The 23,382-nt window shown below is 59.0% G+C and carries 19 protein-coding genes; 11 read left to right on the top strand and 8 right to left on the bottom strand.

The annotated features are described in order from the left end of the window. Positions 1–205 precede the first annotated feature (205 nt). Positions 206–844: a PEP-CTERM sorting domain-containing protein gene (locus FKG95_RS23800; RefSeq protein ID WP_142898944.1), complete on the top strand. Its 639-nt coding sequence runs from the start codon at positions 206–208 to the stop codon at positions 842–844. A gap of 82 nt (positions 845–926) precedes the next feature. Here FKG95_RS23800 and FKG95_RS23805 read toward each other — a convergent pair whose 3' ends face one another. From FKG95_RS23805 to FKG95_RS23820, 4 genes are all read right to left on the bottom strand, one after another. Continuing rightward, on the bottom strand, positions 927–1,877 hold the full coding sequence (locus tag FKG95_RS23805; protein WP_179954248.1) for a DMT family transporter: 951 nt from the start codon (positions 1,875–1,877) through the stop codon (positions 927–929). 70 nt (positions 1,878–1,947) lie between these two features. Continuing rightward, a complete protein-coding gene (locus FKG95_RS23810; protein WP_142898945.1) occupies positions 1,948–2,742 on the bottom strand; it encodes a ferritin-like domain-containing protein in 795 nt (264 codons plus the stop codon). Positions 2,743–2,759: 17 nt separating this feature from the next. Then, the gene (gene bcp, locus FKG95_RS23815; protein WP_142898946.1) at positions 2,760–3,221 is read right to left on the bottom strand and encodes a thioredoxin-dependent thiol peroxidase; all 462 of its coding nucleotides are present in this window, start codon (positions 3,219–3,221) and stop codon (positions 2,760–2,762) included. Positions 3,222–3,373: 152 nt separating this feature from the next. Then, positions 3,374–6,295: a bifunctional [glutamine synthetase] adenylyltransferase/[glutamine synthetase]-adenylyl-L-tyrosine phosphorylase gene (locus tag FKG95_RS23820; RefSeq protein WP_246116884.1), complete on the bottom strand. Its 2,922-nt coding sequence runs from the start codon at positions 6,293–6,295 to the stop codon at positions 3,374–3,376. 133 nt (positions 6,296–6,428) lie between these two features. Between FKG95_RS23820 and FKG95_RS23825 the strand changes: the two genes are divergently transcribed. Beyond that, the gene (locus tag FKG95_RS23825; RefSeq protein ID WP_142898948.1) at positions 6,429–9,740 is read left to right on the top strand and encodes a YhdP family protein; all 3,312 of its coding nucleotides are present in this window, start codon (positions 6,429–6,431) and stop codon (positions 9,738–9,740) included. Positions 9,741–9,744: 4 nt separating this feature from the next. Here the strand turns inward: FKG95_RS23825 and tyrS are convergent, their stop codons facing one another. Beyond that, positions 9,745–11,010 (bottom strand): tyrosine--tRNA ligase, encoded by a 1,266-nt coding sequence (gene tyrS, locus FKG95_RS23830; RefSeq protein ID WP_142898949.1) that lies wholly within the window; start codon positions 11,008–11,010, stop codon positions 9,745–9,747. A gap of 212 nt (positions 11,011–11,222) precedes the next feature. On the opposite strand from tyrS, the gene FKG95_RS23835 reads away from it, so the two are divergent. Next, entirely contained in the window at positions 11,223–12,323 is a 1,101-nt protein-coding gene (locus FKG95_RS23835; RefSeq protein ID WP_142898950.1) for an anhydro-N-acetylmuramic acid kinase, read from the top strand. Between the two features lie 33 nt (positions 12,324–12,356). On the opposite strand, the gene FKG95_RS23840 is transcribed toward FKG95_RS23835, so the two are convergent. Further along, on the bottom strand, positions 12,357–13,022 hold the full coding sequence (locus tag FKG95_RS23840; protein ID WP_142898951.1) for an alpha/beta hydrolase: 666 nt from the start codon (positions 13,020–13,022) through the stop codon (positions 12,357–12,359). 198 nt (positions 13,023–13,220) lie between these two features. Between FKG95_RS23840 and epsC the strand changes: the two genes are divergently transcribed. The 7 genes from epsC to FKG95_RS23875 all read left to right on the top strand — a co-directional run bounded on the left by epsC (position 13,221) and on the right by FKG95_RS23875 (position 18,619). After that, the gene (epsC, locus tag FKG95_RS23845; RefSeq protein ID WP_425456778.1) at positions 13,221–13,994 is read left to right on the top strand and encodes a serine O-acetyltransferase EpsC; all 774 of its coding nucleotides are present in this window, start codon (positions 13,221–13,223) and stop codon (positions 13,992–13,994) included. After that, complete coding sequence (locus FKG95_RS23850) at positions 13,991–14,563, top strand: Rrf2 family transcriptional regulator (RefSeq protein WP_142898953.1); 573 nt, start codon at positions 13,991–13,993, stop codon at positions 14,561–14,563. Before epsC ends, FKG95_RS23850 begins: the two co-directional genes overlap by 4 nt. 50 nt (positions 14,564–14,613) lie before the next feature. Beyond that, positions 14,614–15,765 (top strand): cysteine desulfurase family protein, encoded by a 1,152-nt coding sequence (locus tag FKG95_RS23855; RefSeq protein ID WP_142898954.1) that lies wholly within the window; start codon positions 14,614–14,616, stop codon positions 15,763–15,765. A gap of 9 nt (positions 15,766–15,774) precedes the next feature. Next, complete coding sequence (locus tag FKG95_RS23860) at positions 15,775–17,028, top strand: IscS subfamily cysteine desulfurase (protein ID WP_425456774.1); 1,254 nt, start codon at positions 15,775–15,777, stop codon at positions 17,026–17,028. 109 nt (positions 17,029–17,137) lie between these two features. Then, positions 17,138–17,470, top strand: a complete 333-nt coding sequence (locus FKG95_RS23865) for a ferredoxin family 2Fe-2S iron-sulfur cluster binding protein (RefSeq protein ID WP_142898955.1) — start codon at positions 17,138–17,140, stop codon at positions 17,468–17,470. A gap of 8 nt (positions 17,471–17,478) precedes the next feature. Next, positions 17,479–18,192 (top strand): thiaminase II, encoded by a 714-nt coding sequence (tenA, locus tag FKG95_RS23870; protein WP_142898956.1) that lies wholly within the window; start codon positions 17,479–17,481, stop codon positions 18,190–18,192. Between the two features lie 172 nt (positions 18,193–18,364). Next, a complete protein-coding gene (locus tag FKG95_RS23875) occupies positions 18,365–18,619 on the top strand; it encodes a DUF6455 family protein (protein WP_142898957.1) in 255 nt (84 codons plus the stop codon). A gap of 162 nt (positions 18,620–18,781) precedes the next feature. Here FKG95_RS23875 and FKG95_RS23880 read toward each other — a convergent pair whose 3' ends face one another. Together FKG95_RS23880 and FKG95_RS23885 are read right to left on the bottom strand one after the other, a co-directional pair. Then, a complete protein-coding gene (locus tag FKG95_RS23880; protein ID WP_179954249.1) occupies positions 18,782–20,968 on the bottom strand; it encodes an ATP-binding protein in 2,187 nt (728 codons plus the stop codon). A gap of 292 nt (positions 20,969–21,260) precedes the next feature. Further along, a complete protein-coding gene (locus FKG95_RS23885; RefSeq protein WP_142898959.1) occupies positions 21,261–21,722 on the bottom strand; it encodes a DUF302 domain-containing protein in 462 nt (153 codons plus the stop codon). 145 nt (positions 21,723–21,867) lie between these two features. Here FKG95_RS23885 and FKG95_RS23890 point away from each other — a divergent pair, with 145 nt between their 5' ends. Continuing rightward, the gene (locus tag FKG95_RS23890; RefSeq protein ID WP_142898960.1) at positions 21,868–23,307 is read left to right on the top strand and encodes an alpha/beta hydrolase; all 1,440 of its coding nucleotides are present in this window, start codon (positions 21,868–21,870) and stop codon (positions 23,305–23,307) included. Positions 23,308–23,382: the final 75 nt, after the last annotated feature.

The following is a 23,382-nucleotide window of genomic DNA, read 5'->3' on the forward strand; positions in this document are numbered from 1 at the left end:
TGCAGGTGCGCCAAAATACTGAAAATGCATGATTATTTGTAAGAAGGCGGATTTTTCGACGAATTTTAAATTAATTTTACGCCTCGTTAATCTTTTCCTTGATAGAACAAAGATAAGGACAAAAACAACTTTGGAGGTTTTTCGCGCCGAAGCTTGATTCGACGCGCTTTGACCTAAATAAAACCATAGATAAGGAGCGACAGGCGTGAAGAAAATTTACGCATTTGCGATTTCGACGTTCGTCGGCGTTGCTGCGACATTCGGATTTACCTCCAACGCTCATGCCACAGTCATTCTCGATATTGTTGATGGACAACTGGTCGGTGCTCAGAATGTCAATGTTAGTGGGACGCTATACGATGTTTCGTTCACCGACGGCACTTGCATCGGTCTTTTCTCCGGTTGCGACAACGCAGCGTCGGATTTCACCTTTACATCTTTCCAAACTGCGTTTGAGGCGGCGACCGCGCTGCTTGAGCAGGTATTTCAGGATACAGCCGAGGGCCTGTTCAGTTCTGATCCAGAGCTGACACGAGGGTGCGAAGGCCTTGCTGTTTGCTGGTCCTCGATTCCTTATCAAGTCACCAGCGCAAACAGGTTCGAAGCAATGATCGCGCGAAACTTTGCCGACAATGCTGTTGATTTTGCGTCAGGATCCTTCACGCAACCATCTCTGGATTACTTTACGTTTACCAGCGACACCTTTGCGGTCTTCTCTCTGGCTTCTGGCGGCCCGATCCAAGTTGACGAGCCCGGAACCCTGTTGCTCTTCGGTGTTGCGCTGCTCGGTCTGGGAGTTGCCAGCCGCCGAGGTCGGCGTCACGAGGAAACTTCATCCACATAACATAAGCCAACGCAGCAGGCCCCGAGCAGCATTCCGTAGGGCTGCCGCTCAGGGCCTGCTCGGTCGATGGAGAAGAGAGAGGCTACGCTTTTCGCGTCGCGAGATAAATGCCGGGTAAGACCATGGCTGCGCCGACCAGGTGATAAATCTCGAGGGTTTCGCCGAGCAGCAGAAAGGCAAGCACGCCGTTGTAAAGCGGAACGAGGTACATCAGCAGTGAGGTCGGACCTGCGCCGAGCGTGCGTTGGATCTTGGCGTAGGAGAGGTAGGCGCCGCAGGACGGCACCAGCGCCAGAAACAGGATCGTGACGATGGTTGTACCGTTCCAGGTGACGAGGTCGCCCGCTGCCATCTCGCCGATGTAAAAGGGCAGCAGGATGATGAGGCCACCGGCCGTGATTGCGGCGAAGCGGGCAATCATCGGCAATTCGCTGTTGCGGTGCCGCAACAGGAGCGAATAGACGGCCCAGGCGATCGCAGCTGCTGTGATCCAGAGATCTCCCACCACAAACAGGAGTTCGAGCAGGATGCGCGGGTCACCCTTGCAGATGATCGCGAGCACACCCAGCAGACAGATGGCAACGCCCAGACCCTGACGCATGGAGAGCGACTCGCCGTAAAAGAGGCGTGCAAAGACCACGATCAGGATCGGGGAGGCCGCATAGATCAGACCAATATTGGTCGCCGTTGTGCTGTCGGCGCCGATGTAAACAAAAGCCCCGCAAACCCCCATGCCAAGGGCGCCAAGGACCAGAAGGTCCAGCCAGTCACGCCGCAGCGCATCGCGATGGCGCCATAGGACTGCGAGTGTAATGGGTGACAAGAGAAGGAAAGTCACCGCCCATCGCCAGAAGGCCAGGGCCACGGGCGGGATCAGATCGTGCGTCGCGCGGGCGACGAGCATGTTGCTGCAAAAAAAGGCCGGCGCCAGGGCCAGCAGAAGGAAAGCGAGTTGCCGCTCGGTCAGCCCAAAGAAATGCTTTTCCGGCTCAGTTGGAGCTTCAGGGGGCTTAAGGCGCAGGCTGTCGGACATGGATTTGATATATCGGAAGGACTTGCGAGCGGCAAATCCTACCCCCGATGCCAAAACCGCATAGCTGACATCAGAGTGCGCTGTAAAAATCCGCCGGAAGCCCTGCCGCACTGCGGGCAGGTTCGTTAAAGGGCGGCTTCAGGGCACCGTGGAAATGACGTCTGACCAGATCCCGCCAGGTTTCCTGGGGCGAACGTTCTTGCCGCGCGCAAAGGAAGTCGAACCACTGCTTGCCGCAGGCGACATGGCCGACTTCCTCATCGAAGATAATCTGCAGGATCGCCGCGCTGTCGCGGTCGCCGACCGCGTCCAGCTTCGCGATCATCGCCGGTGTCACGTCCAGGCCGCGGGCTTCCAGAACCATCGGCACAATGGCAAGGCGGGCCAAAAGGTCGTGTGCGGTTTCTTCGGCAGCCCGCCAGAGCCCGTCATGGGCGGGCAGGTCGCCATAGCTTGCGCCCAGCTCAGACAAACGCCCGGCCAGGAGATCGAAGTGCTTGGCTTCTTCGTCGCCGACCTGAACCCAGCCGTCATAGAAGGCCTTGGGAAGATCGTCGCCGGTAAAGCGCGCGATGATATCCCAGGCCAGATCAATTGCATTGAGTTCGATATGCGCCAGGGCATGCAGGAGCGCGATCCGCCCCTTGCTGCCCTGATTGATCTTCCGCTTTGGCACATCGCGGGGCGCCATCAGCAGCGGATGGTCTGGCCGTTGGGGCCGCGTGGGAGGAACCGTGTTTCCGATCGCGCGAAGTTCCCCCGACCGCCAGCGGGCCGCGATGGTTCGGGACAGCCTGACTTTTTCAGCCGGATCTGCGGTCGTGAGGATAACAACCGCGGCCGCGCTCAGGCTGTCCTGTTCCATTGTAATCTGCTGCTGAACTAAAGGGCCTGGGCTGCGGCGAGAACCTCGTCCACGTGCCCCTTGACCTTCACCTTGCGCCAGACATTCTGCACCAAGCCCTTTTCATCAATCAGGAAGGTGGCGCGTTCGATCCCCATATACTTTTTGCCGTACATGGATTTCTCGACCCATGTGCCATAGGCCTCGCAAACGCTGCCGTCTTCATCGGATCCCAGGATGAAGTTGAGTTCGTGCTTGGCTTTGAATTTGTCGTGCTTGGCGACCGTGTCCTTCGAAACGCCGACGATCTCGGCATCGACCTTGGAGAAGTCCGGCAGGGAATCGCGAAATCCGCAGGCTTCCTTGGTGCAGCCCGGTGTATCGTCCTTCGGGTAAAAGTAAAGAACAACTTTCTTGCCCTTGAGGGCTTTAAGGCTGACGTCACCCGCGCCATCCGTAGCCATTTTAAAGTCTGGTGCCTTTTGCCCGACTTCGACCATTTAATCGTTCTCCCGTATTTTTCTGGTTGTATGACAGGTTACAAAGGTTGTTCGCAACCCTGATCCGGTCAATAGGCCGGATCGTTAAAACATGCCTGTTTGTTACCGGCAGGATCGAATGTGCCTGACTGGTCAGGCTATTCTGGCGCTAACTATTCTGGCGCTAAAGACGCATGGGGCCGCTCGATGTATTCCTGATAGATCTCGTAGCACGCATCGGTCTGTGTGATCAGGGCGTCTTTGACTTGAGCAAAGCTCTCAAGGCCCGTCGCCCGGCACAGTGCGATCTTGAGGTCGTCGGACGCCGTCGAATCGTCGAAGGCTTCGCCGGTCGTGAGACGCAGCAGGCCCTGAATTTCACGCAACAATTTGTGCGTCGCGATCAAGCGACCGGCCTCCTTCTCTCCGATAATTCCGGCTTTTTGGCATTCCGCAAAGCTCTCGCAGCTCGAAGGTGAGAGGATGTCGGGGGATTCAGCGGCGTGTTTGAGTTGGAGATATTGGGCCAAAAACTCCACGTCGACCAGGCCGCCCCGGCGATGTTTTGTGTCCCAGAGGGTTTTGGCGGGCCGCTCGCGGTCGATGCGTGCGCGCATCTCGGCGACGTCCCGCAGGAGTTTTTCCGGATCGCGCCGTTGGCAGAGAATCAGTCGCTTTGCGGTCTCAAATCTCGCGCCAAGGTCCGGATCGCCCGCAATGACCCGAGCACGGGTGAGGGCCATCTGCTCCCAGGTCCAGGCACTGCTTTCCTGATACTTCACGAAGCCGGCCAGAGTGGTTGCAACAGGACCGGCGGTGCCCGAGGGCCTGAGACGCATGTCTACCTCGTATAGCCGTCCCTCGCCGGTCGGGGCGGTCAGGGCATTGATCAAACGCTGGGTAAAACGTACGTGGTAAACGCCTGGGTCCAGAGGTCGGTCACCATCTGAGTCCTTGCCATCGGGCGGCGGGTCGTAAAGGCATAAAAGGTCCAGATCGGAAGAGACGGTCATTTCGCGGGCGCCCAGGCGGCCCATGGCAATCACCACCATGTCGGGACCGTTCAACCTGCCATGGCGTAGCGAAAACTCCTCCAATACCCGCGGGTAAAGCCTGCGCAGGACGGCGTCGGCGACATTGCTCAAAGACTCGCCGGTCTCCTGCGCATCCCCCGTGTGGCGCAGGATATGTACACCGATCTGAAAGCGCTGATCGTTAGCCCATCGCCGTGAGAAGTCGAGAACGTCCTGAAAGTCACGGGCCTGGTTCAAGACAGACGTGAGATCTGCCTCGAGCTCCTCCCGACCAAGGACGGGATCAAAGAAGCCGGGTGTCAGAACGCAGTCGAGCAGGCCGCTGTTCCGGCTGAGCTGATCTGCCAGAACCGGAGCCCCGCCCATGATTTCGGCAATCAGATCCAGAAGTGTCGGATTGGCATGCAGCATCGAAAAGAGCTGGACGCCGGCGGGCAGGCCCGCGAGAAAACTGTCGAATTTGGCCAGCGCGAAATCTGGCTGCGCCGTCTCGCCCAGGGCCTTGAGCAGCGACGGTAAAATTTCACCGAGGATCCGCTGTGCCCGTGTCGAACGTGTCGCCCGGTAGCGCCCGCTCTGCCATGAGTGAATGAGGTGCACGACTTTCGTGCCATCGCTAAAACCGTAGCCTTCCAGGATCTTGAGGTCTTGCTCACTGGGATCACTGTCGGTCGCGATAAAACTGATGTCCGACTCCGGCGCAGTGTCGTCTTCGAACAGCTCCGCATAGCGGTTCTCGACACATCGGAGTTTTTCCAGAAGCGCCTCTCCAAAGGCTTTACTGTCATCGTAGCCCATGAAAGCGCCGATTTCGGCCAAGCCCTCATCACTATCCGGCAGGCTTTGGGTCTGCTGGTCGTCGACCATTTGCAGCCGGTGCTCGACCCGCCGCAAAAACCAATAGGCGTTCGTCAATTGATCGGCGGCGGCTTGCTCCAGATGACCGGTTTCGACGAGATCCCGGAGTGTCTTGACGGTTTTCGCATTCCGGAGACGGATATCGCGGCCGCCCCAGATCATCTGCTGGGTCTGGGCAAAGAACTCGATTTCCCGGATACCGCCGCGGCCGAGTTTGACATTGTGGCCGAGCACAGCAATGGCGTCGCTGCCTTTGTGGGCGTTGATCTGCCGTTTAATGGAGTGGATTTCCTGGATTGCTGCGAAATCCAGATGTTTGCGCCAGATGAAGGGGTGCAGTTCGCGCAGGAAGGACTCCCCCAGCGCCAGATCACCGGCACAGGGCCGCGCCTTGATCATGGCCGCGCGCTCCCAGTTTTTCCCCAGGCTTTCGTAATAAACCATTGCAGCCTGGGTTGAGATGGCGAGGGGCGTGGCGCTGGGGTCGGGCCGCAAGCGCAGGTCGGTGCGGAAGACGTAGCCATCTTTCGTCCGGTCCTGGAGAAGCCGGACCAGATCCCGGGTCAGGCGGACATAGCCTTCCTGCGGGCCCCGATGGTGGTGGTAGTCAACCTTCTCACGGTCGAACAGTACTATCAGGTCGATATCCGATGAATAATTGAGCTCGCCCGCGCCAAGTTTTCCCATGGCCAGGATCACGTAGCCACAGTCTTTCTCGGGGGCGTCAGGGTGCGGCAGTACGAGCTCACCACGATCATGAGCCGCGTGCAGCAGGTACCGGACCGCGGCGGAGAGTGCCGCGTCGGCGAAGTCTGATAAGGCTTCAACGACCTCGGTATCGCTCCAGAGTTCTGCAAGGTCCGCGATGGCGGTCAAGATTGCAATGCGCCGTTTGGCGAGCCTCAGGGTCTCTGAAACGTTCGTGATCGGCCCTGACACGGGAAGATCCTGCTTGAGGCCTTCCAGAAGCTCGCCTAGAACCTTTGTGGGGCCAAACTTTAAAACGGAATAGAGTGTTCCAATATCTGAGGTCAGGGCGTGCGTCAGGAAGGGGCTGTTCGAGAACACCGCGTCCAGGAGAGCTTGTCCGGACTCCGAGGATGGAAGCGTTTCTGCGAAGTGCTTGAGATCCGGATCTTCCAAGCAGCCGATTTCTTCGGCCCAGAGTTTTTGACCCAGCGCCACCCGCTCGGCGTTACGCACTTTAGGCAGTTTGTTTTTTGATATTTGATCCAGGTACAGCATCGTCTCTCAATTCCGGCTTTCCGGAAGACTGCGAGACCCTGCGCGGCGGGTCAAGCTTGCGACAGGGGTCATAAGGGAAGTTTCCGGAGAAATGCGCAGATTTTGGATCTATGCCGCTGAATGCTGTATCGGTTTGATCGCCGGTATTGCCTTGCTTGCCGGCATCGTCTTCTGGCGGCTGACCGATGGACCGGTTGCGATCAATTTCCTGGTGCCCTACGCCGAAGAGGCGCTTAGCGAGGTTGTTGAGGATACCACCGTCGAGGTCGCCGAAACCTATGTCGCTTGGAATGCCGACCAGCGCGCTGTCGAAGTCCGGGTTCTGAACGCGGTTGCCAGGGGCGCTGACGGCGAGGTCATTGCCAGTTTTCCAAGCGTCGGCGTGGAGCTCAGTCTGCGCGCCCTGGTGCAGGGGACCTTCGCCCCGACCGTTATCGAGATCAAAGGCGCCGCGATCAACCTGGTACGCGATGCCGATGGCGGGTTTCTGCTGGGTGGCGAAGTCATTGCCCAGCAGACCGAGGGCCCTGTTACGGTTGCACCTCCAAAGGGGCGTGATGAAGTCGCAGGAAGTTCGGCGGCGCTGAAAAGCGTGCTGGATGAGCTTTTGTCTCAACCTGATCCAAGCCTTCCTCTCGCTTTCCTGCGTGAAGTGCGGATCGTTGGCGGGACTATTCTCCTCGACGACCGGCGTGCGGATGTTCTCTGGTACGCGCCGGACGCCAGCGTTTCCTTGCGGCGCGACGCGGCGGGTCTCGCGGGCGAGGTTGATTTGGCGCTCGACGTCGGGGGGGAACGCGCCACTTTGGATGGCGCCTTTCTATACGACCGCTCGACCGAAATACTGGATCTGGCGGCGACCCTGGAGAATCTGCCGCCGGCCTCCCTCGTGCCTGCAGCCTCGGAACTCAAGCCGCTCAGCGGTTTCTCTGCGTCCCTTGGCGGCAATGTTTCAGCGTCGATGAGCCTCGGCGGCCGGGTCGATTTTCTGCGGTTTACGCTCACTCTGGGCGCCGGTGATCTGGCGGTAGCAGGTATTTTGCCCGAAGTCCTCCCCGTGCGGGGAATGGAGGTCAAAGGCCGGTTCGACGGCCCGACGCAGGAACTCTTCGTAGACGGTGGCAGTCTGCGCCTCGGCTCGGAGGAAGAAGCCGGACCCGAGATCAAGTTCGAGGGAAAGCTTCAGGTCCGTGACCGGATCTTTCATGCTTCAGGCAGTGTTGAGACAGCAAACGTAAAAGCCGACGAGCTGGGCAGATATTGGCCGCCAATTGCCAGTCCCAACGGGCGCGAATGGGTGTTGGAGAACGTGCACCGAGGTGTCGCGGAGTCCGCGCGGGTTGAGGTGTCTGCATCGGTGCCCGAAGACGACCTTGAGGCTGTGGAAATCCACGATGTGAAAGGCACGCTGAAGTACAGCGGGCTGGATATTCACTTTCTGCGGCCCATGCCGCCGATCACAGGGGTTTATGGCACGGCGACATTCGACGCTGCCGGAATGCACTTCCAGCCTGCCGGCGGACGGCTTGGCGATCTGATCGTTCAGCCTTCGGATATCAGGATTGGCGGTTTTGATCGCGACGGTCCGGAGTCCATGTCGATCCGCAGCCGCGTCGAAGGCCCGGTTCGCGATGCTCTTCTCCTGCTGAATCACGAGCGCCTCAAGCTGATTGACGGTCTTGGGATCCGGCCCGAGGATACTGGCGGCACCGCCAATACAGACTTGAGTTTCGATTTTCCGCTGATCGCAGCTCTCAGCTTTGACGATGTCGATCTCTCGGCGAATGCGGCGGTGCAGGATGCGTCGGTCAAGCAGGTGCTGTTCGGTCAGGACGCGACAAAGGGCCAGCTCGAAGTTGCGGTCACCAATACGCAGATGAACCTGAAAGGACCGGTCGAACTTGGGGGCGTTCCAGGCACGGTGGACTGGTTTGAGCCTTTTGACTCCAGCCTGCCGACCGGCAGCGTGATTAGGGCCTTGGTGCCTTCGATCGACAATGCCGGCCGCGAGCGCATGGGTTTCGACTTCCTGCCCTATCTGGACGGCCCTGTCTCTGCTTCCATTGTCTACACCGCACGCCGGGAGCTGCCTGATGAAGTTCAACTGATCGCTAACCTGGCGACCGCGAAGCTCGAAGCCGCCCCCCTGTTGTGGACAAAGGATCCAGGGGTTGCGGGCGAAATTCGGGCGGTGATCGAGTTGGTCGACGACCGGGCCACGCGGATCAAGGATATAGAGCTGACGGCGGGCGATCTGACGGCATCCGGCCATATCACCATGGATGAGGCCGGGCGGGACATCTCCGAGATTTTTGCCGACAGTTTGCGTTTTGGACGCACGGCTGTGTCAGCGGTGCACATGCGGCGCTTACCCGAAGAAGTCGCGGTCTCAATCGGGGGCGGGACGGTTGATGCACAACCCTATCTGGCGCGTGATCCCTCGTCTCCCGATCAGGCCGAGCCAGCCAATGCATCTGCGGATGTATCTGCGCCCAAACCCGAGGAGCCGCGAGATGCCTTCTCGATTACGACCGCACGCACGCTGGATGCGTTACTGTTCGGGGAGGAGCAGTATCTGGAGTCCGTTACTTTTTCGCTTCAGCAATTGACGACGGGTTGGGATCGAATCGCGCTGGATGGCGAGATACCGGAGCAATTCTGGACCCCACCGGTCCTCGGCACAGCGGAAGATGACGCAGAGACCGAGGAACCTGCCGTTCCCGCGCTGCCTGAGAAGAAACTGGTCAGTGTCGACTTTCGCCCTTTGATCGGCACGAAACACAGCCTGCGCGCCAGGACAAACGACCTGGGCGCTGCGCTTCGGGTCCTGAATGTTCTCGACACAGTCGAAGGCGGCGTGTTGGAGGTTCGCGGCGAGAGTGATGGCCCCTCACCGGCCTTTCCGATCAGGGCCAGCTTGCAGGCCCGTGACTACCGATTGGTGAACGCATCGATTTTGGCACGGATACTGACCTTCGGATCCCTGACGGGCGCACTGGACACGCTCTCGGGTGAGGGGATCGAATTCCAGCGTCTGATCGGTGATTTTGTGCTCAATAACGGCATTGCCAGCTCCGAGTCGATGCGCGCTTATGGTCCTGCAATCGGGCTTACAGCCAAGGGGGCACTCAACTTCGACAGTCAGAATATGGACGTGGAGGGAGCGGTCATTCCTGCATACACCGTCAATCGGGTGCTTGGTCAGATACCGGTGCTCGGAACAATCCTGACCGGTGGTGACGGCGGCGGCGTGCTGGGAGTCAACTACAGTATCGGCGGGACTTTCGAAGAGCCCGATATTTCGGTCAATCCCTTATCTGCTCTGGCTCCCGGTTTTCTCCGCCGCCTCTTCAGCGGCGGCGGAGAGCCCGTGGACCTGCCTGACGAGCGCGAACAGCCGTAAGCGCTTAAACAGCCTTAACCAGCACGTGGCGTTTCTTGCCTGCGGACAGCTTGACGACGCCGTCGCTGTTCAGGTCGTCAAGGCCGACGGCGCATTGGTCGTTCGGAATGGCGACATCGTTGATCCGGCCGCCTCCACCCTTTATCAGCCGGCGCGCCTCGCCGTTGCTGCCGGCCAGCCCGGCCTGGCGCAAGAGTTCGTAGGCGAGGATACCGCTCTCGAGGCTGCCGCGCGCAACTTCGATGGTCGGCAGATCCTGAGCGAGGGCGCCTTCCTCAAAGGTCTTGCGGGCGGTCTCCATGGCTTTTTCGGCCTGCTCGCGTCCACGGCAAAGCGCTGTTGCCTCCGCCGCGAGCACTTTCTTGGCCTCGTTGATCTCCGAACCGTCCAGCCTTTCCAATTTGAGGATCTCGTCTTCGGGCAGTTCGGTGAAGAGCCGCAGGAAGCGGCCAACGTCCGCATCTTCGGTATTGCGCCAGAACTGCCAGTAGTCGTAGGCCGATAAACGTTCTTCGTTAAGCCAAATCGCGCCATCGGCCGTCTTGCCCATCTTGGCACCGGATGACGTGGTCAGCAGGGGTGTGGTCAAGCCGAAGACCGTGGTCTGATTGATCCGGCGCGTGAGATCGACGCCATTCACGATGTTGCCCCATTGATCCGAGCCGCCCATTTGCAGCATGCATTTGTGGCGCTTGTTCAGCTCGAGAAAATCATAGGCCTGCAGGACCATGTAGTTGAATTCCAGAAAGGAAAGCGGTTGCTCGCGGTCCAGCCGCAGTTTGACGGAATCGAAACCGAGCATGCGGTTGACCGAGAAGTGTCGGCCAAAATCGCGCAGGAAGTCGATGTAGTTCAGTTCCTCGAGCCAATCGGCGTTGTTCACCATCATCGCGTCGCTGGGTCCCTCGCCGAAAGTCAGGAACTGCGAGAAAATCTGCTGGATCCCCGCGACGTTCTTGGCGATGTCTTCACTGGTCAGCAAGCGCCGGGCATCATCTTTGCCGGAGGGGTCGCCGACCTTTGACGTCCCGCCGCCCATGAGGACGATCGGCTTATGCCCGGCTTTTTGGAGCGCGCGCAGCATCATGATCTGAACCAGACTTCCGACATGCAAAGAGTCCGCCGTCAGGTCGAAACCGATATAGGCAGCAATCGGGCCTTGCGCGGTCAGGGCGTCAAGTTCCGCCATATCCGTGCACTGATGAATGAAGCCGCGACGGCTCATTTCACGCAAAAAGTCCGATTTCAGGTTCGCATTCGAGGAAGTCATGGTTCGCTACACTAAATTTCAGGTTCACGGGCGCAGGCAGTAAGGCTTCTGAAACCTGACTGGGTCATAACTGACTGATCACGTCTCTCTAAGTTACGTCTCATTGGGTCACGTCCAGCCGCTTCGCACCTGAAGCCTCGCCTTGCCCTGGGCGGGCCGATTTAACACAATCGCGGCAAGACCTCAATCGGACCTGTTGCGCAAGGGGATTTATGCAAGACTTCGCCAAGTTCTGGACCATCGGTTTAATGAGCGGCACCTCGCTCGACGGTATCGACGCCGCGCTGCTGAAAAGCGATGGGCAGAGGATTCTGGCATTCGGGCCCCGGCTGACACTGGCCTACGATGATGACTTTCGCGAGGACTTGCGGGCGGCTCTTGGGGGCAAAGGACCCATAGAAACTGTGGAGCGGTCGCTGACCCTGCGCCATGCCGAGGCGGTGACGCAGCTTGTCGCGCAGGCCGGTATCCCGCGCAGCGAGATCGTTCTTGTGGGTTTTCACGGCCATACCATCTTTCATGCGCCGGACCAGGGGCGGACCTGGCAGATCGGTGATGCCGCTCTTTTGGCGCGGGAGACCGGGTTTGATGTGGTGGCTGACTTCCGCAGCCGAGATGTCTCGCTGGGCGGACAAGGTGCCCCTTTCGCGCCGCTGTTTCACGCGGCGCTGGCCCGCGATCTGGAGAAACCCCTGGCCGTGCTCAATATCGGCGGTGTTGCCAACGTGACCTGGATCCCCGGATCAAGCGAGACCTCCAACCCGTCAGAAGATCATTTGTTGGCCTGCGATACGGGCCCTGGAAATGCCCTGCTTAACGACTGGGTCGAGCGCCATACGGGACGCGCGATGGACGAAGGTGGCGTGCTCGCAGAGGCGGGCGAGGTCGATGCGGGGGTCTTGAAGGTGATGCTCGAGCACGATTACTTCGGTCAGGCATTGCCCAAGTCTTTGGACCGGGATGATTTCGATCCGGCTCCGGTGGCCGGCTTGTCCTTGGAGGATGGGGCTGCCACTCTGACGGCCTTTACCGCAGCAGCTGTCGCCCGTGTCGTCCCTCAGCTTCCCGAGGCCCCCGGGCGCTGGCTTGTGACCGGTGGCGGGCGCCACAATCCTACTTTGATGGCAATGCTCGCGAAGGAGCTGGCCGTACCGGTAGAGCCGGTCGAAGCCGTCGGCTGGGACGGCGATGCGCTCGAAGCGCAGGCTTTCGCTTACCTGGCCGTGCGCTCGCGTCTCGGGCTGCCGCTCTCGCTCCCGGGTACAACCGGCGTCACGCAGGCGACAACAGGTGGCGTTTTCACGCCGGCCTGACCGACCCGCGCCCCGAGCAGACAACCAGAGATGTCAGGGGGCGACTGCCGCCTGATCCCCGCTCTTCAATGCCTTGTTGAGATAGTCGTCGAGATGACCGTTCAACTCGTCCATCTGCTCGCCGAAGAAGTGACCGGCTCCGGCCAGAACGCGGTAATCAATCTCGATACCCCGCTGGCTGGAGAGCTTGTCAACCAGCTTCGCGACTGAGGGCTCGGGAACGATTTCGTCCTGGTCGCCCTGCAGAATCAGGCCTGACGAGGGGCAGGGAGCCAGGAAAGTGAAGTCGTGCATGTTTGCCGGCGGTGCAACGGAGATGAAGCCATTGATCTCCGGCCGGCGCATCAAAAGCTGCATGCCGATCCAGGCACCGAAGGAAAATCCGGCAATCCAGCAGGCCGAGGCATTTTCATTGACCGACTGCAGCCAGTCCAGTGAGGAAGCAGCGTCGGAGAGCTCCCCTTCGCCGCGATCAAAGACACCCTGAGAACGGCCTACCCCGCGAAAGTTGAAGCGGAGAACCGAGAAACCCTGCCGCACAAAGGCATGATACAGGGTGTAAACCACCTTGTTGTTCATGGTGCCGCCATGTTGCGGGTGTGGTTGCAGCATAAGGGCAATCGGGGCATTCGGGGACTTATTGTGGTGATAGCGTCCCTCTAGTCGGCCTTCCGGGCCGTTTATGATCACGTCTGGCATCTAGCCAATCTTCCTCATCATAATCTCTTTTACACCTGGGCTGCGCGGGTATAACCCAGCAGCGAGCTGGGTCAAGGTTTCATCTGTCCAGGAAGCGAAATGCGATATACTTGACCCCTGTAGTCAGGTTTACTATATCGCCAGAACAAGTCCTTATGCTGTCCGCTGACAGACAAACGGCTGGTTCGCGCCAATTGCCTGGAAACAAGCGTGTATCATAGCACGAGGGATAGAGCCATGTTCAAGAGTGTAAGGCGTGAGATAGACTCCGCGATGGCTCGCGATCCGGCCGCGCGTTCCTGGCTGGAAGTGGTGCTTTGCTATCCCGGTTTCCAAGCCGTTCTTGTCTACCGGCTGTCCAACGCGCTCTGGCGGCGGCGCTTGTACCTTCTGGGCCGTGTTGTCTCGCATCTCGGCCGCTTTTTGACAGGGATCGAAATACATCCCGGTGCGCGGATCGGTCGGTGCCTCTTCATCGACCATGGCATGGGGGTCGTGATTGGGGAGACCAGCGAGATCGGCGACGATGTGACGCTTTATCACGGTGTAACCTTGGGCGGCGTCGCCCCAAGTGTCGATAGCGACAGTCAGCGGGGCGCCAAGCGGCACCCGACCCTGGAGTCTGGTGTTATCGTCGGTTCGGGAGCGCAGATTCTTGGTCCTGTGACGATTGGGAGAGCCGCAAAGGTGGGCGCGAATGCGGTCGTGACCCGCGATGTCGCTGCCCGTGCGACGGTCGTTGGCATCCCTGCGCGTGCGCTTCAGGCAACGCCGGATCGTCGCGGTGAGGAGGACGAGGCGTGCTTTGCCGCCTACGGCACGCCGCTGGGTGAAATCGGCGACCCTGTCGCCAAGACGCTTGAGGGCCTTGTGAAAGAGATCGAGATGCTGCGCGCCCAGCTCAAGGCGCTGGAAGAGAAACAAGACGAGAAAACGCCGCGGGTTGAACATCGAAAAAGGGGCGCGCTGTGAAGTTGAACACCAAAGGACGCTACGCCGTGATGGCGATGGTTGATCTTGCGGCGAACTGCGATGAGGCGGTCGATGACAAGGAGGGAAGGCAGGCCCCCAGGCGCCGCGCCGTTCCTCTCGCCGAAATCGCGGAGCGGCAGGAAATCTCACTGTCTTACCTCGAGCAGCTGTTCGCTAAGCTGCGGCGCGGTGCGCTGGTGCAGTCGGTGCGCGGCCCGGGTGGCGGTTATCTGCTCGCCCGTAACGCATCGGATACGCGGATTTCCGACATTATTCTGGCGGTCGACGAGCCAATTCGTGCCACGCGCTGCATGCCCGGGCAACCGGTCGGATGCCGTGGCAACAGCAGCCGGTGCATGACGCACGACCTCTGGGAAGAACTGGGTAATCAGATCTATCTCTATCTGAATTCGGTCAGCCTCGCAGATGTCGTGGAGCGACGGGTGCTGGGGAGCAGCGGTCTCTTTGCAGACGCCTGCTTTGGCACCGCCGGGAGTGGCGGAATCCCAGCGTCGGCTTGCCAGCCCTCCGATTTGGATGAGAATGACCCGGCCCATGCCGCAGAGTGATCCGATCCGGCTTGAGGTCATGCCAAAACAGGGTCTGAGCGAAGAGTAAGATGCAGAAGCACTATATGGACTTCAACGCGACGGCTCCGATCCGCCCCGAGGTGGTGGAGGCTTTCGTGCGCGCGTCACAGACCGTTGGAAACCCTTCTTCAGTGCATGGATTCGGGCGTGGTGCGCGGCGGCTTGTGGAAGAAGCGCGGCGATCCGTTGCCGCGCTGACCGGAGGGCGGAGCCAGGACGTGATCTTTACCTCCGGCGGTACGGAGGCCAATAATCTGGCCCTCAAGGGCAGCGGCAGGCCGCATGTTCTCGTGAGCGCTGGTGAGCATGATTCGGTGCTGCAGGCAGAACCCGCCGCCCAGACCATTCCCTTGAATCCCGATGGTACCCTGGACATGGCGCAATTCGAGTGCCTTCTCTCAAGCTTGCCGGAGACAGCGGCGAATTCGATCCTTGTCTCAGTCATGCTGGCGAACAACGAAACCGGCGTCATACAAAACATCCCGGAAATCGCGGCGACCGCCCGGCGGTACGGGGCTTTGGTCCACTGCGATGCGGTGCAGGCTGCGGGGAAAATTCCCTTGGACATTGCGATGCTTGGCGTTGATATGCTGAGTCTCTCCGCCCATAAGATCGGTGGCCCGCAGGGCATCGGCGCTCTGGTTCTGACCCCTGGGCTGGAGTTAAAACCGTTGTTGCTGGGTGGCGGGCAGGAACGGCGCAGGCGAGCAGGAACCGAGAATGTCGCCGGCTGCGCCGGTTTTGGCGTCGCGGCGGATTTTGCGGTAAGCCACTTGACGGACACCCAAAGACTGGCTGACTGGCGGGATGAGATCGAGATACGCCTCACCTCGCTCTCACGGGAGAGCAAAGTCTTTGGCAGTGCAGCGCAGCGGCTACCGAACACCAGCTGTATTTCGATGCCTGGCGTTCCCGCGGAAACCCAGCTTATGGCGCTGGATCTGGCGGGCGTTGCGGTCAGTTCCGGATCGGCTTGCTCATCCGGTAAAGTCCAGCCGTCCCACGTGCTCCGGGCGATGGGAGCGAGCGACGCGGAGGCGGCAAGCGCGCTGCGCATCAGTCTGGGCTGGTCGAGCACACTCGGGGACGTCGAGGCTTTTGTTGATGCCTGGTCGGCGTTGTATCGCCGTCAGGAGGGTCGCGAGGCATCCTTGGACCTTGCCACGGGCTCGATTGCGTAGGGAATGGCTATGTCTCAAGACGCTGATACGGATAGCGAAATGGAAACACGGGAACGCGTGGAACCGATGATTGAGGGATCCTTGGATTTAGCCGAAAAGAACCGGGTGCCGGTGTCGATTTATCTCGACAATCAGGCCACCACCCCGACGGACCCCCGGGTGACCGAGGCGATGCTACCCTATTTTACCGAGAAGTTCGGTAACCCACATTCTGCGGACCACGCTTACGGCTGGGATGCTGAAGACGCCGTAGAGCGAGCCCGGGCACAGGTCGCCGAACTGATCGGAGCCGAGCCGCGTGAGATCATCTTCACGTCGGGTGCTACGGAGTCAAACAATCTTGCGATCAAGGGCGCTGCGCGCTTTCACAAGGACCGGAAACCTCATGTCGTCACCTGTGTCACCGAGCACAAGTGTGTTCTGGAAAGTGTGCGCAGGCTGGAGCGAGAGGGCCATCGGGTCACCTTCGTGCCGGTGCTGGCGGATGGACTGATCGACTTGGCTGCGTTGGCGGACGCTGTTGATGAGGAGACCTCCGTGGTCTCCGTGATGGCGGCAAACAACGAGATCGGGGTTTTACAGCCCATCGATGAGATTGCAGCGATTTGCCATGAAAAAGGGGCCTACTTCCACTGCGATGCCGCTCAGGCGGTGGGTAAGATCCCTCTGAGTGTCCGCGAGACGCAGATCGATCTGCTGTCGATCTCGGCCCACAAGGTCTACGGCCCAATGGGTATTGGCGCTCTTTTTGTCCGCCGCCGTCCGCGCGTGCGCCTGGAGGCTGAAATCGACGGTGGTGGTCAGGAGCGCGGCTTGCGGTCCGGAACGCTTCCGACGCCCTTGTGTGTGGGTTTCGGTGAGGCGGCCCGTATCGCGCATGCTGAGATGGAAGAAGAAAGGGCGCGCGTCGAGGTCTTGACCGAGCGGTTGCACAGCAGTCTGCTGGCGTCGATACCCGGCATTCACCTGAATGGCCATCCGGGGCAGCGTCTGTCCGGCAATCTCAATCTTTCATTTGAGGGCGTGGACGCTGCAACTCTGCTGCGGGCGGTTCCGGAGCTCTGCCTTTCGACCGGATCGGCCTGTACTTCTGCATCGGTGGAACCCTCCTACGTTCTTCAGGCGCTTGGATTGGACGCGGACCTCGCCCGCGGAAGCCTGCGTGTGGGCGTTGGTCGCTTCAATACGGAGGTCGAGATCGATCAGGCCGTTATTCTTCTGGCCAAGGCGGTTTCGCGGATCAGGGAAGAGAAACAAGGTTAATTTGTTGTTTTTTGTTGTCGAGATGCGAGTGCGCTCGTATTTCCTGCAAATACGCTTCAATCAGCATCCGGTATTTACGCCGGAAGATACGAGACAGGAGTTTGGCTAAATGCCGAAGATGGTGTTCATCGAGAGAGACGGTAACCACAAAGAAGTGGACGCGCCGCTCGGACTCTCGGTGTTGGAAATCGCACAGCGCAACAATGTCGATATCGAAGGCGCGTGTGAAGGTTCGTTGGCATGTGCAACCTGCCACGTCGTGATCGATCCCGATTGGTATGACAAACTCAACGAAGCCAGCGAAGACGAAGAAGATATGCTGGATCTGGCGTTCGGCCTGACCCGAACCTCCCGCCTGGGCTGTCAGCTCATTATCACCGAGGCTCTGGACGGTCTGACAGTGACACTGCCGGGCGCTTCGCCCAGCATGTTGCTCGATTGATCCCCTCCATGTCGGACATGACTCCACCCTGGGAACAGGGCGTTTTCGCCGCACTGAAAGCTGAGAATCTCGCCGACTGGAGGGCTTACACCGATCATGCCTTTGTGCGCGGCCTGGGGGATGGAACACTGCCGGAGGCCTGTTTCCGCCACTATCTCGTTCAGGATTATCTCTTTCTCATTCACTTCAGCCGAGCCTACGCGCTTGCGGTCTACAAGAGTGACAGTCTGGAAGACATGCGTCAGGCGGCCGCGACCATGGATGCGCTCTTGAACGAGGAGATGCAGCTGCATCTGCGCTATTGTGTCCAGTGGGGTCTGACCGAAGCCGAGATGGCGCAAACCGAAGAGGCTTCGGGGAACCTGGCCTATACACGTTTTGTGCTCGATGCCGGGCTTTCAGGCGATCTGCTCGACCTCCTGACCGCCTTGGCGCCCTGTGTGGCGGGCTATGGCGAAATCGGACTGAGGCTGGCCTCGCAGGGCGGCGCAGACATTGCAGGCAACCCCTACCGGGACTGGATTGAAACCTATGCCGGCGACGGATATCAGTCGGTCGTGACGGCAGCGCTTGCGCAACTGGATAGAGTTGCCTCGGCCCGAATCGGTGGCGATATCTGTCGGTCCGGGCGTTGGAAATCCCTGAGCAAAACCTTCGGTGCGGCAACCCGGCTGGAGGTCGGCTTTTGGGATATGGGCCTGTCACCCAATCACGCAGGCTGAGTGAAGCGGCTGGCCCGCATAGCATCCCAAAAACAGCGACTATGTGCGGTAAGATCTTGAGATAGATCAATGCATGATGAGACCCGTGGCCGCAGTCTTTCCAGCTGTTGGCGGGGAGTCTGGTCGTTTCGCATCATCAGTCGCTTTGCCGCGAGGCGAGAGGAAGTGTGTTATGGGTTGGTTCAACAAACTGACGGAACGCGTCGATCTCATGGGCGAGATGTTCGCTCAAACCGATGCCCTGCGAAATTTTGACAGCTTTGGCCCGACCATGGAGGGGCAGCTCAGGAACGCGATGTATGCCTGTGCCGGATGCCAGGATACAGAAAAGTGCAAGGAATGGTTGGCCGAGGGCCGGCGTCACGCGCATCCGCCGCGCTTTTGCCCCAACGCCGGGCGCATTAGGGAATTCCGAAGCCTATCCTGACGGCTGTTCCGCCGACGCGCGCTTGAAGCGCAGAGCCGAGTGGGGCGGAAACGCTGAGAGCGATGCATCGTTCCGGTGGGTCCATTCTCAATCTTAGAGTTAGCTCAGGTTCACAATCACGAGTGATCGCCCTCGGCGATTCCATCTAAATGTGAATCCGCTCTAGTGAATCAGGCGCTTTTGCTCACCCTCATCCTGCGGCACGGCTTGAGATGCGTGAACGCGATGCTGCGGGAAAACCAGTTCGACGGCCGTGCCTTCGCCCGGGACACTGTGCAGGCGCAGTTCGCCACCGTGACGCTCAATCAGGGATTTGGTTAAGGGTAAACCAAGGCCGGTTCCCGGTGGAACCTGTTCCAGCCCGTTCTTTACCTGCCCGAATGGTTCCATCACCGTCTTCACATCGTTGGGGGCGATGCCCACCCCGGTGTCGGCGACGGCCAGTCTCAGATCACCGTTGCTCTCGAGTCTGGCGCTGATCTTGATATGCCCCTGCGCCGGGGTAAACTTGATGGCATTGGACACCAGATTGAGAAGCATCTGCTTGAGTGCGCGGCGGTCTGCATCGAGGTGCGGGAAGTCCGCAGGTACGGCATTGAGCAGTTGCAGGCGTCCGGTGGTGAGTTTGGGTTCCATCAGCTTGTGGACTTCGTCGACGAAGTCGCTGATGTCGATCTCCTCGATATCCAGCTCGAATTTGCCGGCCTCGACTTTGGAGAGATCCAGCAGGTCGTTGATCAGGCTCAGCAGGTGCTCGGCACTGTCATGGATATTCTCTGAATACTCTTTGTAAGTCGGGGTGAGTTTTCCGAAAATCTCGAGTTGCATTGCCTCGGAGAAGCCCAGAATGGCATTCATCGGTGTCCGTAGCTCGTGGCTCATATTGGCGAGAAATTCGCTCTTTGCCCGGTTGGCGTTTTCGGCCTCTTCCTTCGCTTCCAGAAGCGCCTGTTCAACCTTTTTCGTTTCTCCGATATCGACGATGACCCCGTCCCAGACGATATCGCCGTTGTCGCGTTTTCGCGGGATGCCGAAGGAGCGCGCCCACCGGGCCTTGCCGGATTGTCCGATGATTCTGAATTCATGCGCGTGCGGGTCAAGGTTGCTTGCGGATTCATCAATGGCCCAAATCAGGGAAGAGATATCCTGAGGGTGCACGACCTGGGTCAGATCCCCGATCACCGGACGATGCCCTTCGAGCGCCAGTCCGAATTCATTTCGGGCACCCGCGCGCAGGAACGGATAGCTGATGGTTCCATCCGCACTCTTGACCCGGCGGTAGAGTAGACCCGGGATGTTCGCCGCAATACTGCCCAGGCGCTCCATGCTCTCCTGACGCGTTCGTTCCGCCAGCGCCTCATGGTCATCCTGGATTTCCTGCGCCATGGCATTGAAGCCCCGCGCTAGGGTTTTGAACTCAATCGGCGCAAGCGCCGAGAGTCCCGGGACACGCCGGTCGCGATTCCCGGCTGCAAAGTCCTGAGCCGCCTCGACCACAGCTTCGACCGGATGAGTCAGCATGCCCGAGAGTGTCCAGCCCAGGATGGCCGCTGCGGCGAGCCCGACCGCGACAATCGCCAAGACCGCGTTCTGAATCCTGTCGGACTGGCCTGTCAGTTCACTGATCGGCTGGGGGACCATGATGCCCCAACCAACGTTCTCTGCGACGGAAAAACCGGAAATCATCTCTGCATTCAGAGCCGGCGATACAAATCGCGTGATTCCGGTCTCGCCATTCATCATGCGTTTAACCGGCTCCAGCGCCGAGAGGTCACGCATCTCCCGCTGCCAGTTCTCCATCGGATGAGCGATGACCCGCCCCTGGGCATCGACAATCGCTGCATGGCCCTGTTCGCCAAAGGCAATCGATTTCTGTACCTTCACGATATAGTCGGTGGCGAGTTCGCCTATAGCCAGGCTCTGGTTCGGGAGCGGTTTTAACAGATAAATTGTCGGTTCACCGGCTTCGTTCGGCAAGACGCCACTGAAGCGAAGGTTTGAGTTGGCTACTTCGCTGCGTGTCTTTTCGATCAGTTGTTTCAGACTTCCCGAAATCTCATTGTGCGAAAGGATCTGATCGTAGGTGATTTGATGCCGGTCGGAGACAATATAGAAGGATCTGAACTCCAGACTCTTGGCAAAGGTCTCAAGAGCGGCTGAACTCCGCCCGCCTTCCGCGGACTCGATGAAATAGTCGAACGCCGCTTCCACGTCGAAAAGATAATGCTCAAGGCTCGAGGTGATGTTCTGTGCCAGAAGCAGGTGCTTTTCGGTGGCAGATTGAATTTCATTGGGGAGTGCGTTCTTCTCAACCCAGGACCCGAGCAACAGCACCGGAACCGTCGCCACAAGTGTGAATGCGAAGGCCAGAAGATATCTTAGTCTAAGCGTGCCCCACATTGCGCGACCAATAACGAAAAAAAGTTTATCGCGGGCATAAAAGAACTGTGCCCTGAAAAAGAACAAACTCAGTTTTCCGTATATGGCATTGTATGGGAAGCAAAATCTGGCGACGGTGCAGCTGAATTCCAGAAATCGGATTGTAAAATGCGTGTGTACAACCGGATTTCAGGTCGCACTGCATGATTTTTGCTGGACCAAGTATGAATTACTTAGCACCGCCGCAGATTGAGCAAGAAGTTTACTTTGTCGCGATGTCGGTGAAGTTGTTTAGCGCCCCCGAGATTTTCTCGAGAACCTTGGTTTTTTCGCTCAGGCCATGCCGCGTACTCAGATAGGCCGGGTCGTTGTAAACCAGAAGCACCTTGCCATCCGAGTCTTCATAGGCCAACGCCTTGAGCGGAAGGTCGATTCCCGCCGTCTGGTTGGTCTGCATGAGTGGTGTGCCAAGTTTCGGGTTGCCGAAGATCAGAAGTTCGGTCGGACGCAGATCCAGATCCACTTTCGCGGCCCCGGCTGTATGGTCGACACGGGCAAAGATTGTGATGCCCTTCGATTTGAGCGTCTCTTCGAGCAGGCTGATCGTTTCGCTCACAGAACGGGTGCTCTCCTTGACGACCAGTCCGTTTTCGGCGGCGGCTGAGAGCGGAGCAGAGGTGATAAGCCCAAGCGAAAAGGCTATCGTGAGAAAAAGCCGGTGCATTTTTATGTATCCTGTAATCTAACAATAACTGCGGTGATCATAGCTATAGGTTCGACCATCAGCGGTGACATGTTTGTGAAGCGCCAACGAATTGGGCTTTGCAGGGGCATTGAGGTTCGGACTTGGTCAGTTTAGGATATTGTTTGTGAACGTTCCAGTTTCTCTTGCGGGTACAGAATCTGCCCGTCTTCCCGAGCCTTTGAGAATCAGAGCCTTTGATGGCCTGCAGGGCAAACTCTTACTGCGTCCCTGGTACGACTGGTGCGGGGTTCGCGCTATCGTAAACTGGTATTTCCCGCTTTCGCGCGCCTGGGCGGCAGCCCTGGAGGCAGATGGCGATCTCCAGAGTTTTAATGATCAACTTGGCACCGGTTTTCAGGACTCGGGCCGGATACGCTCGGCACTGGCACGCACGGCGCAGGCGGACAAGACCTATCACGAGCGTCAAACACTCTGGGAAGAGCGGTTTTTTAGCGAGGCTGCCGTCGCCGAGGGTGAGTTGGTCAGGCTTGAAATAGAGCGGCAGTCAGCGTCAAAACACCGGATGATGCGCCGGAAGGAATTTCTGCCCTGGCGCCGGAAATTTCCAAAGCTGCACTGGGCAGTGCCTCTGAAAGACGATGTAGAGCAGCATCATGGCGAGCGGCTGGCCCATCCGGCTTCGGCTTTCGAAGTGCCCGCGTTCCCCGGGTTCGAAGTGTCCAAGGGTCTGAGCGGCGCCTGGGATGCGATGTCACCCTACCGCCAATACTGGCTTCGCTTTCCCTCACTGGCGTCGGGGGAAGAGAGCGCTGTCATGGCGAGCCCGGGCGAGAAAGGCAAAGCCTGGGCCAAGGTCTATGAGCCTGAGCAGGGTGGCGAGGGCGCACCCTGTCTGATTTTTCTCCACGGAATCGGCATGGAGACGGACTTGTGGGGTGAACTTGCCGACCCGGTCAATGCGCTGACCAGGCAAGGATTTCGTGTCATTCGTCCTGAAGCACCCTGGCATGCGCATCGCCGGCTGCGCGGACGCTTTGGCGGTGAACCGGCGATCGCGCAGGGGCCTCTTGGTTTCATCGAACTCTTTCATGCCTGGGTCACGGAAGTTGCGCAGTTGATCGAATGGGCGCGCAACAACGGCTCCAGTCAGGTCGCGGTCGGCGGCTTGAGCCTGGGAGCTTTGACGGCTCAACTTGTCGCGACTCAAGCGCGCAACTGGCGCCCTGAGCAACGTCCAGATCATCTGCTTCTGATTACAACCAGTGAAGATCTGCTGGATATTGCACTGCACGGCAGCATGGCAAGCCTCTTGGAGATGCCGAAACACTTCGCCGCCGCGGGGTGGGCTGAGGCCGACCTCGCCCGCTGGACGCCTTTATTGGAGCCACACGGTGATCCCGTCATGGAGGCTGCGCGCATCGTCGTTCTGCTCGGGCGGGCGGATGATCTAACGCCGGTCAGGGGCGGCGAGAGCCTCCTGCGGCGTTGGAAAGTCCCGGAAAACAATATCTTCAGGCCAAACCAGGGGCATTTCTCGGCTTCTCTCGGGCTCTATCGTGATAATGCGGTTTTGCAGCGGGTTGTGGCCAATATGACAGGCTGAAAGCCTCGAGCCCTGATCTCCTGTGTGATTTTTGAATGGGCTATGCCCTTGCTTGTTGGACGCTTTCTCCTATAT

Origin of the sequence: Denitrobaculum tricleocarpae, assembly GCF_007004665.1 — a bacterium.
In the GTDB taxonomy this organism is placed as follows: domain Bacteria; phylum Pseudomonadota; class Alphaproteobacteria; order Kiloniellales; family Kiloniellaceae; genus Denitrobaculum; species Denitrobaculum tricleocarpae.

Coding starts and splice junctions, on each gene's coding strand:
- FKG95_RS23805 (WP_179954248.1), bottom strand. CDS start 1,877: ATGTCCGACAGCCTGCGCCTTAAGCCCCCTGAAGCTCCAACTGAGCCG.
- FKG95_RS23810 (WP_142898945.1), bottom strand. CDS start 2,742: ATGGAACAGGACAGCCTGAGCGCGGCCGCGGTTGTTATCCTCACGACC.
- bcp (WP_142898946.1), bottom strand. CDS start 3,221: ATGGTCGAAGTCGGGCAAAAGGCACCAGACTTTAAAATGGCTACGGAT.
- FKG95_RS23825 (WP_142898948.1), top strand. CDS start 6,429: ATGCGCAGATTTTGGATCTATGCCGCTGAATGCTGTATCGGTTTGATC.
- tyrS (WP_142898949.1), bottom strand. CDS start 11,010: ATGACTTCCTCGAATGCGAACCTGAAATCGGACTTTTTGCGTGAAATG.
- FKG95_RS23835 (WP_142898950.1), top strand. CDS start 11,223: ATGCAAGACTTCGCCAAGTTCTGGACCATCGGTTTAATGAGCGGCACC.
- FKG95_RS23840 (WP_142898951.1), bottom strand. CDS start 13,022: ATGCCAGACGTGATCATAAACGGCCCGGAAGGCCGACTAGAGGGACGC.
- FKG95_RS23855 (WP_142898954.1), top strand. CDS start 14,614: ATGCAGAAGCACTATATGGACTTCAACGCGACGGCTCCGATCCGCCCC.
- FKG95_RS23860 (WP_425456774.1), top strand. CDS start 15,775: ATGTCTCAAGACGCTGATACGGATAGCGAAATGGAAACACGGGAACGC.
- FKG95_RS23865 (WP_142898955.1), top strand. CDS start 17,138: ATGCCGAAGATGGTGTTCATCGAGAGAGACGGTAACCACAAAGAAGTG.
- tenA (WP_142898956.1), top strand. CDS start 17,479: ATGTCGGACATGACTCCACCCTGGGAACAGGGCGTTTTCGCCGCACTG.
- FKG95_RS23875 (WP_142898957.1), top strand. CDS start 18,365: ATGGGTTGGTTCAACAAACTGACGGAACGCGTCGATCTCATGGGCGAG.
- FKG95_RS23885 (WP_142898959.1), bottom strand. CDS start 21,722: ATGCACCGGCTTTTTCTCACGATAGCCTTTTCGCTTGGGCTTATCACC.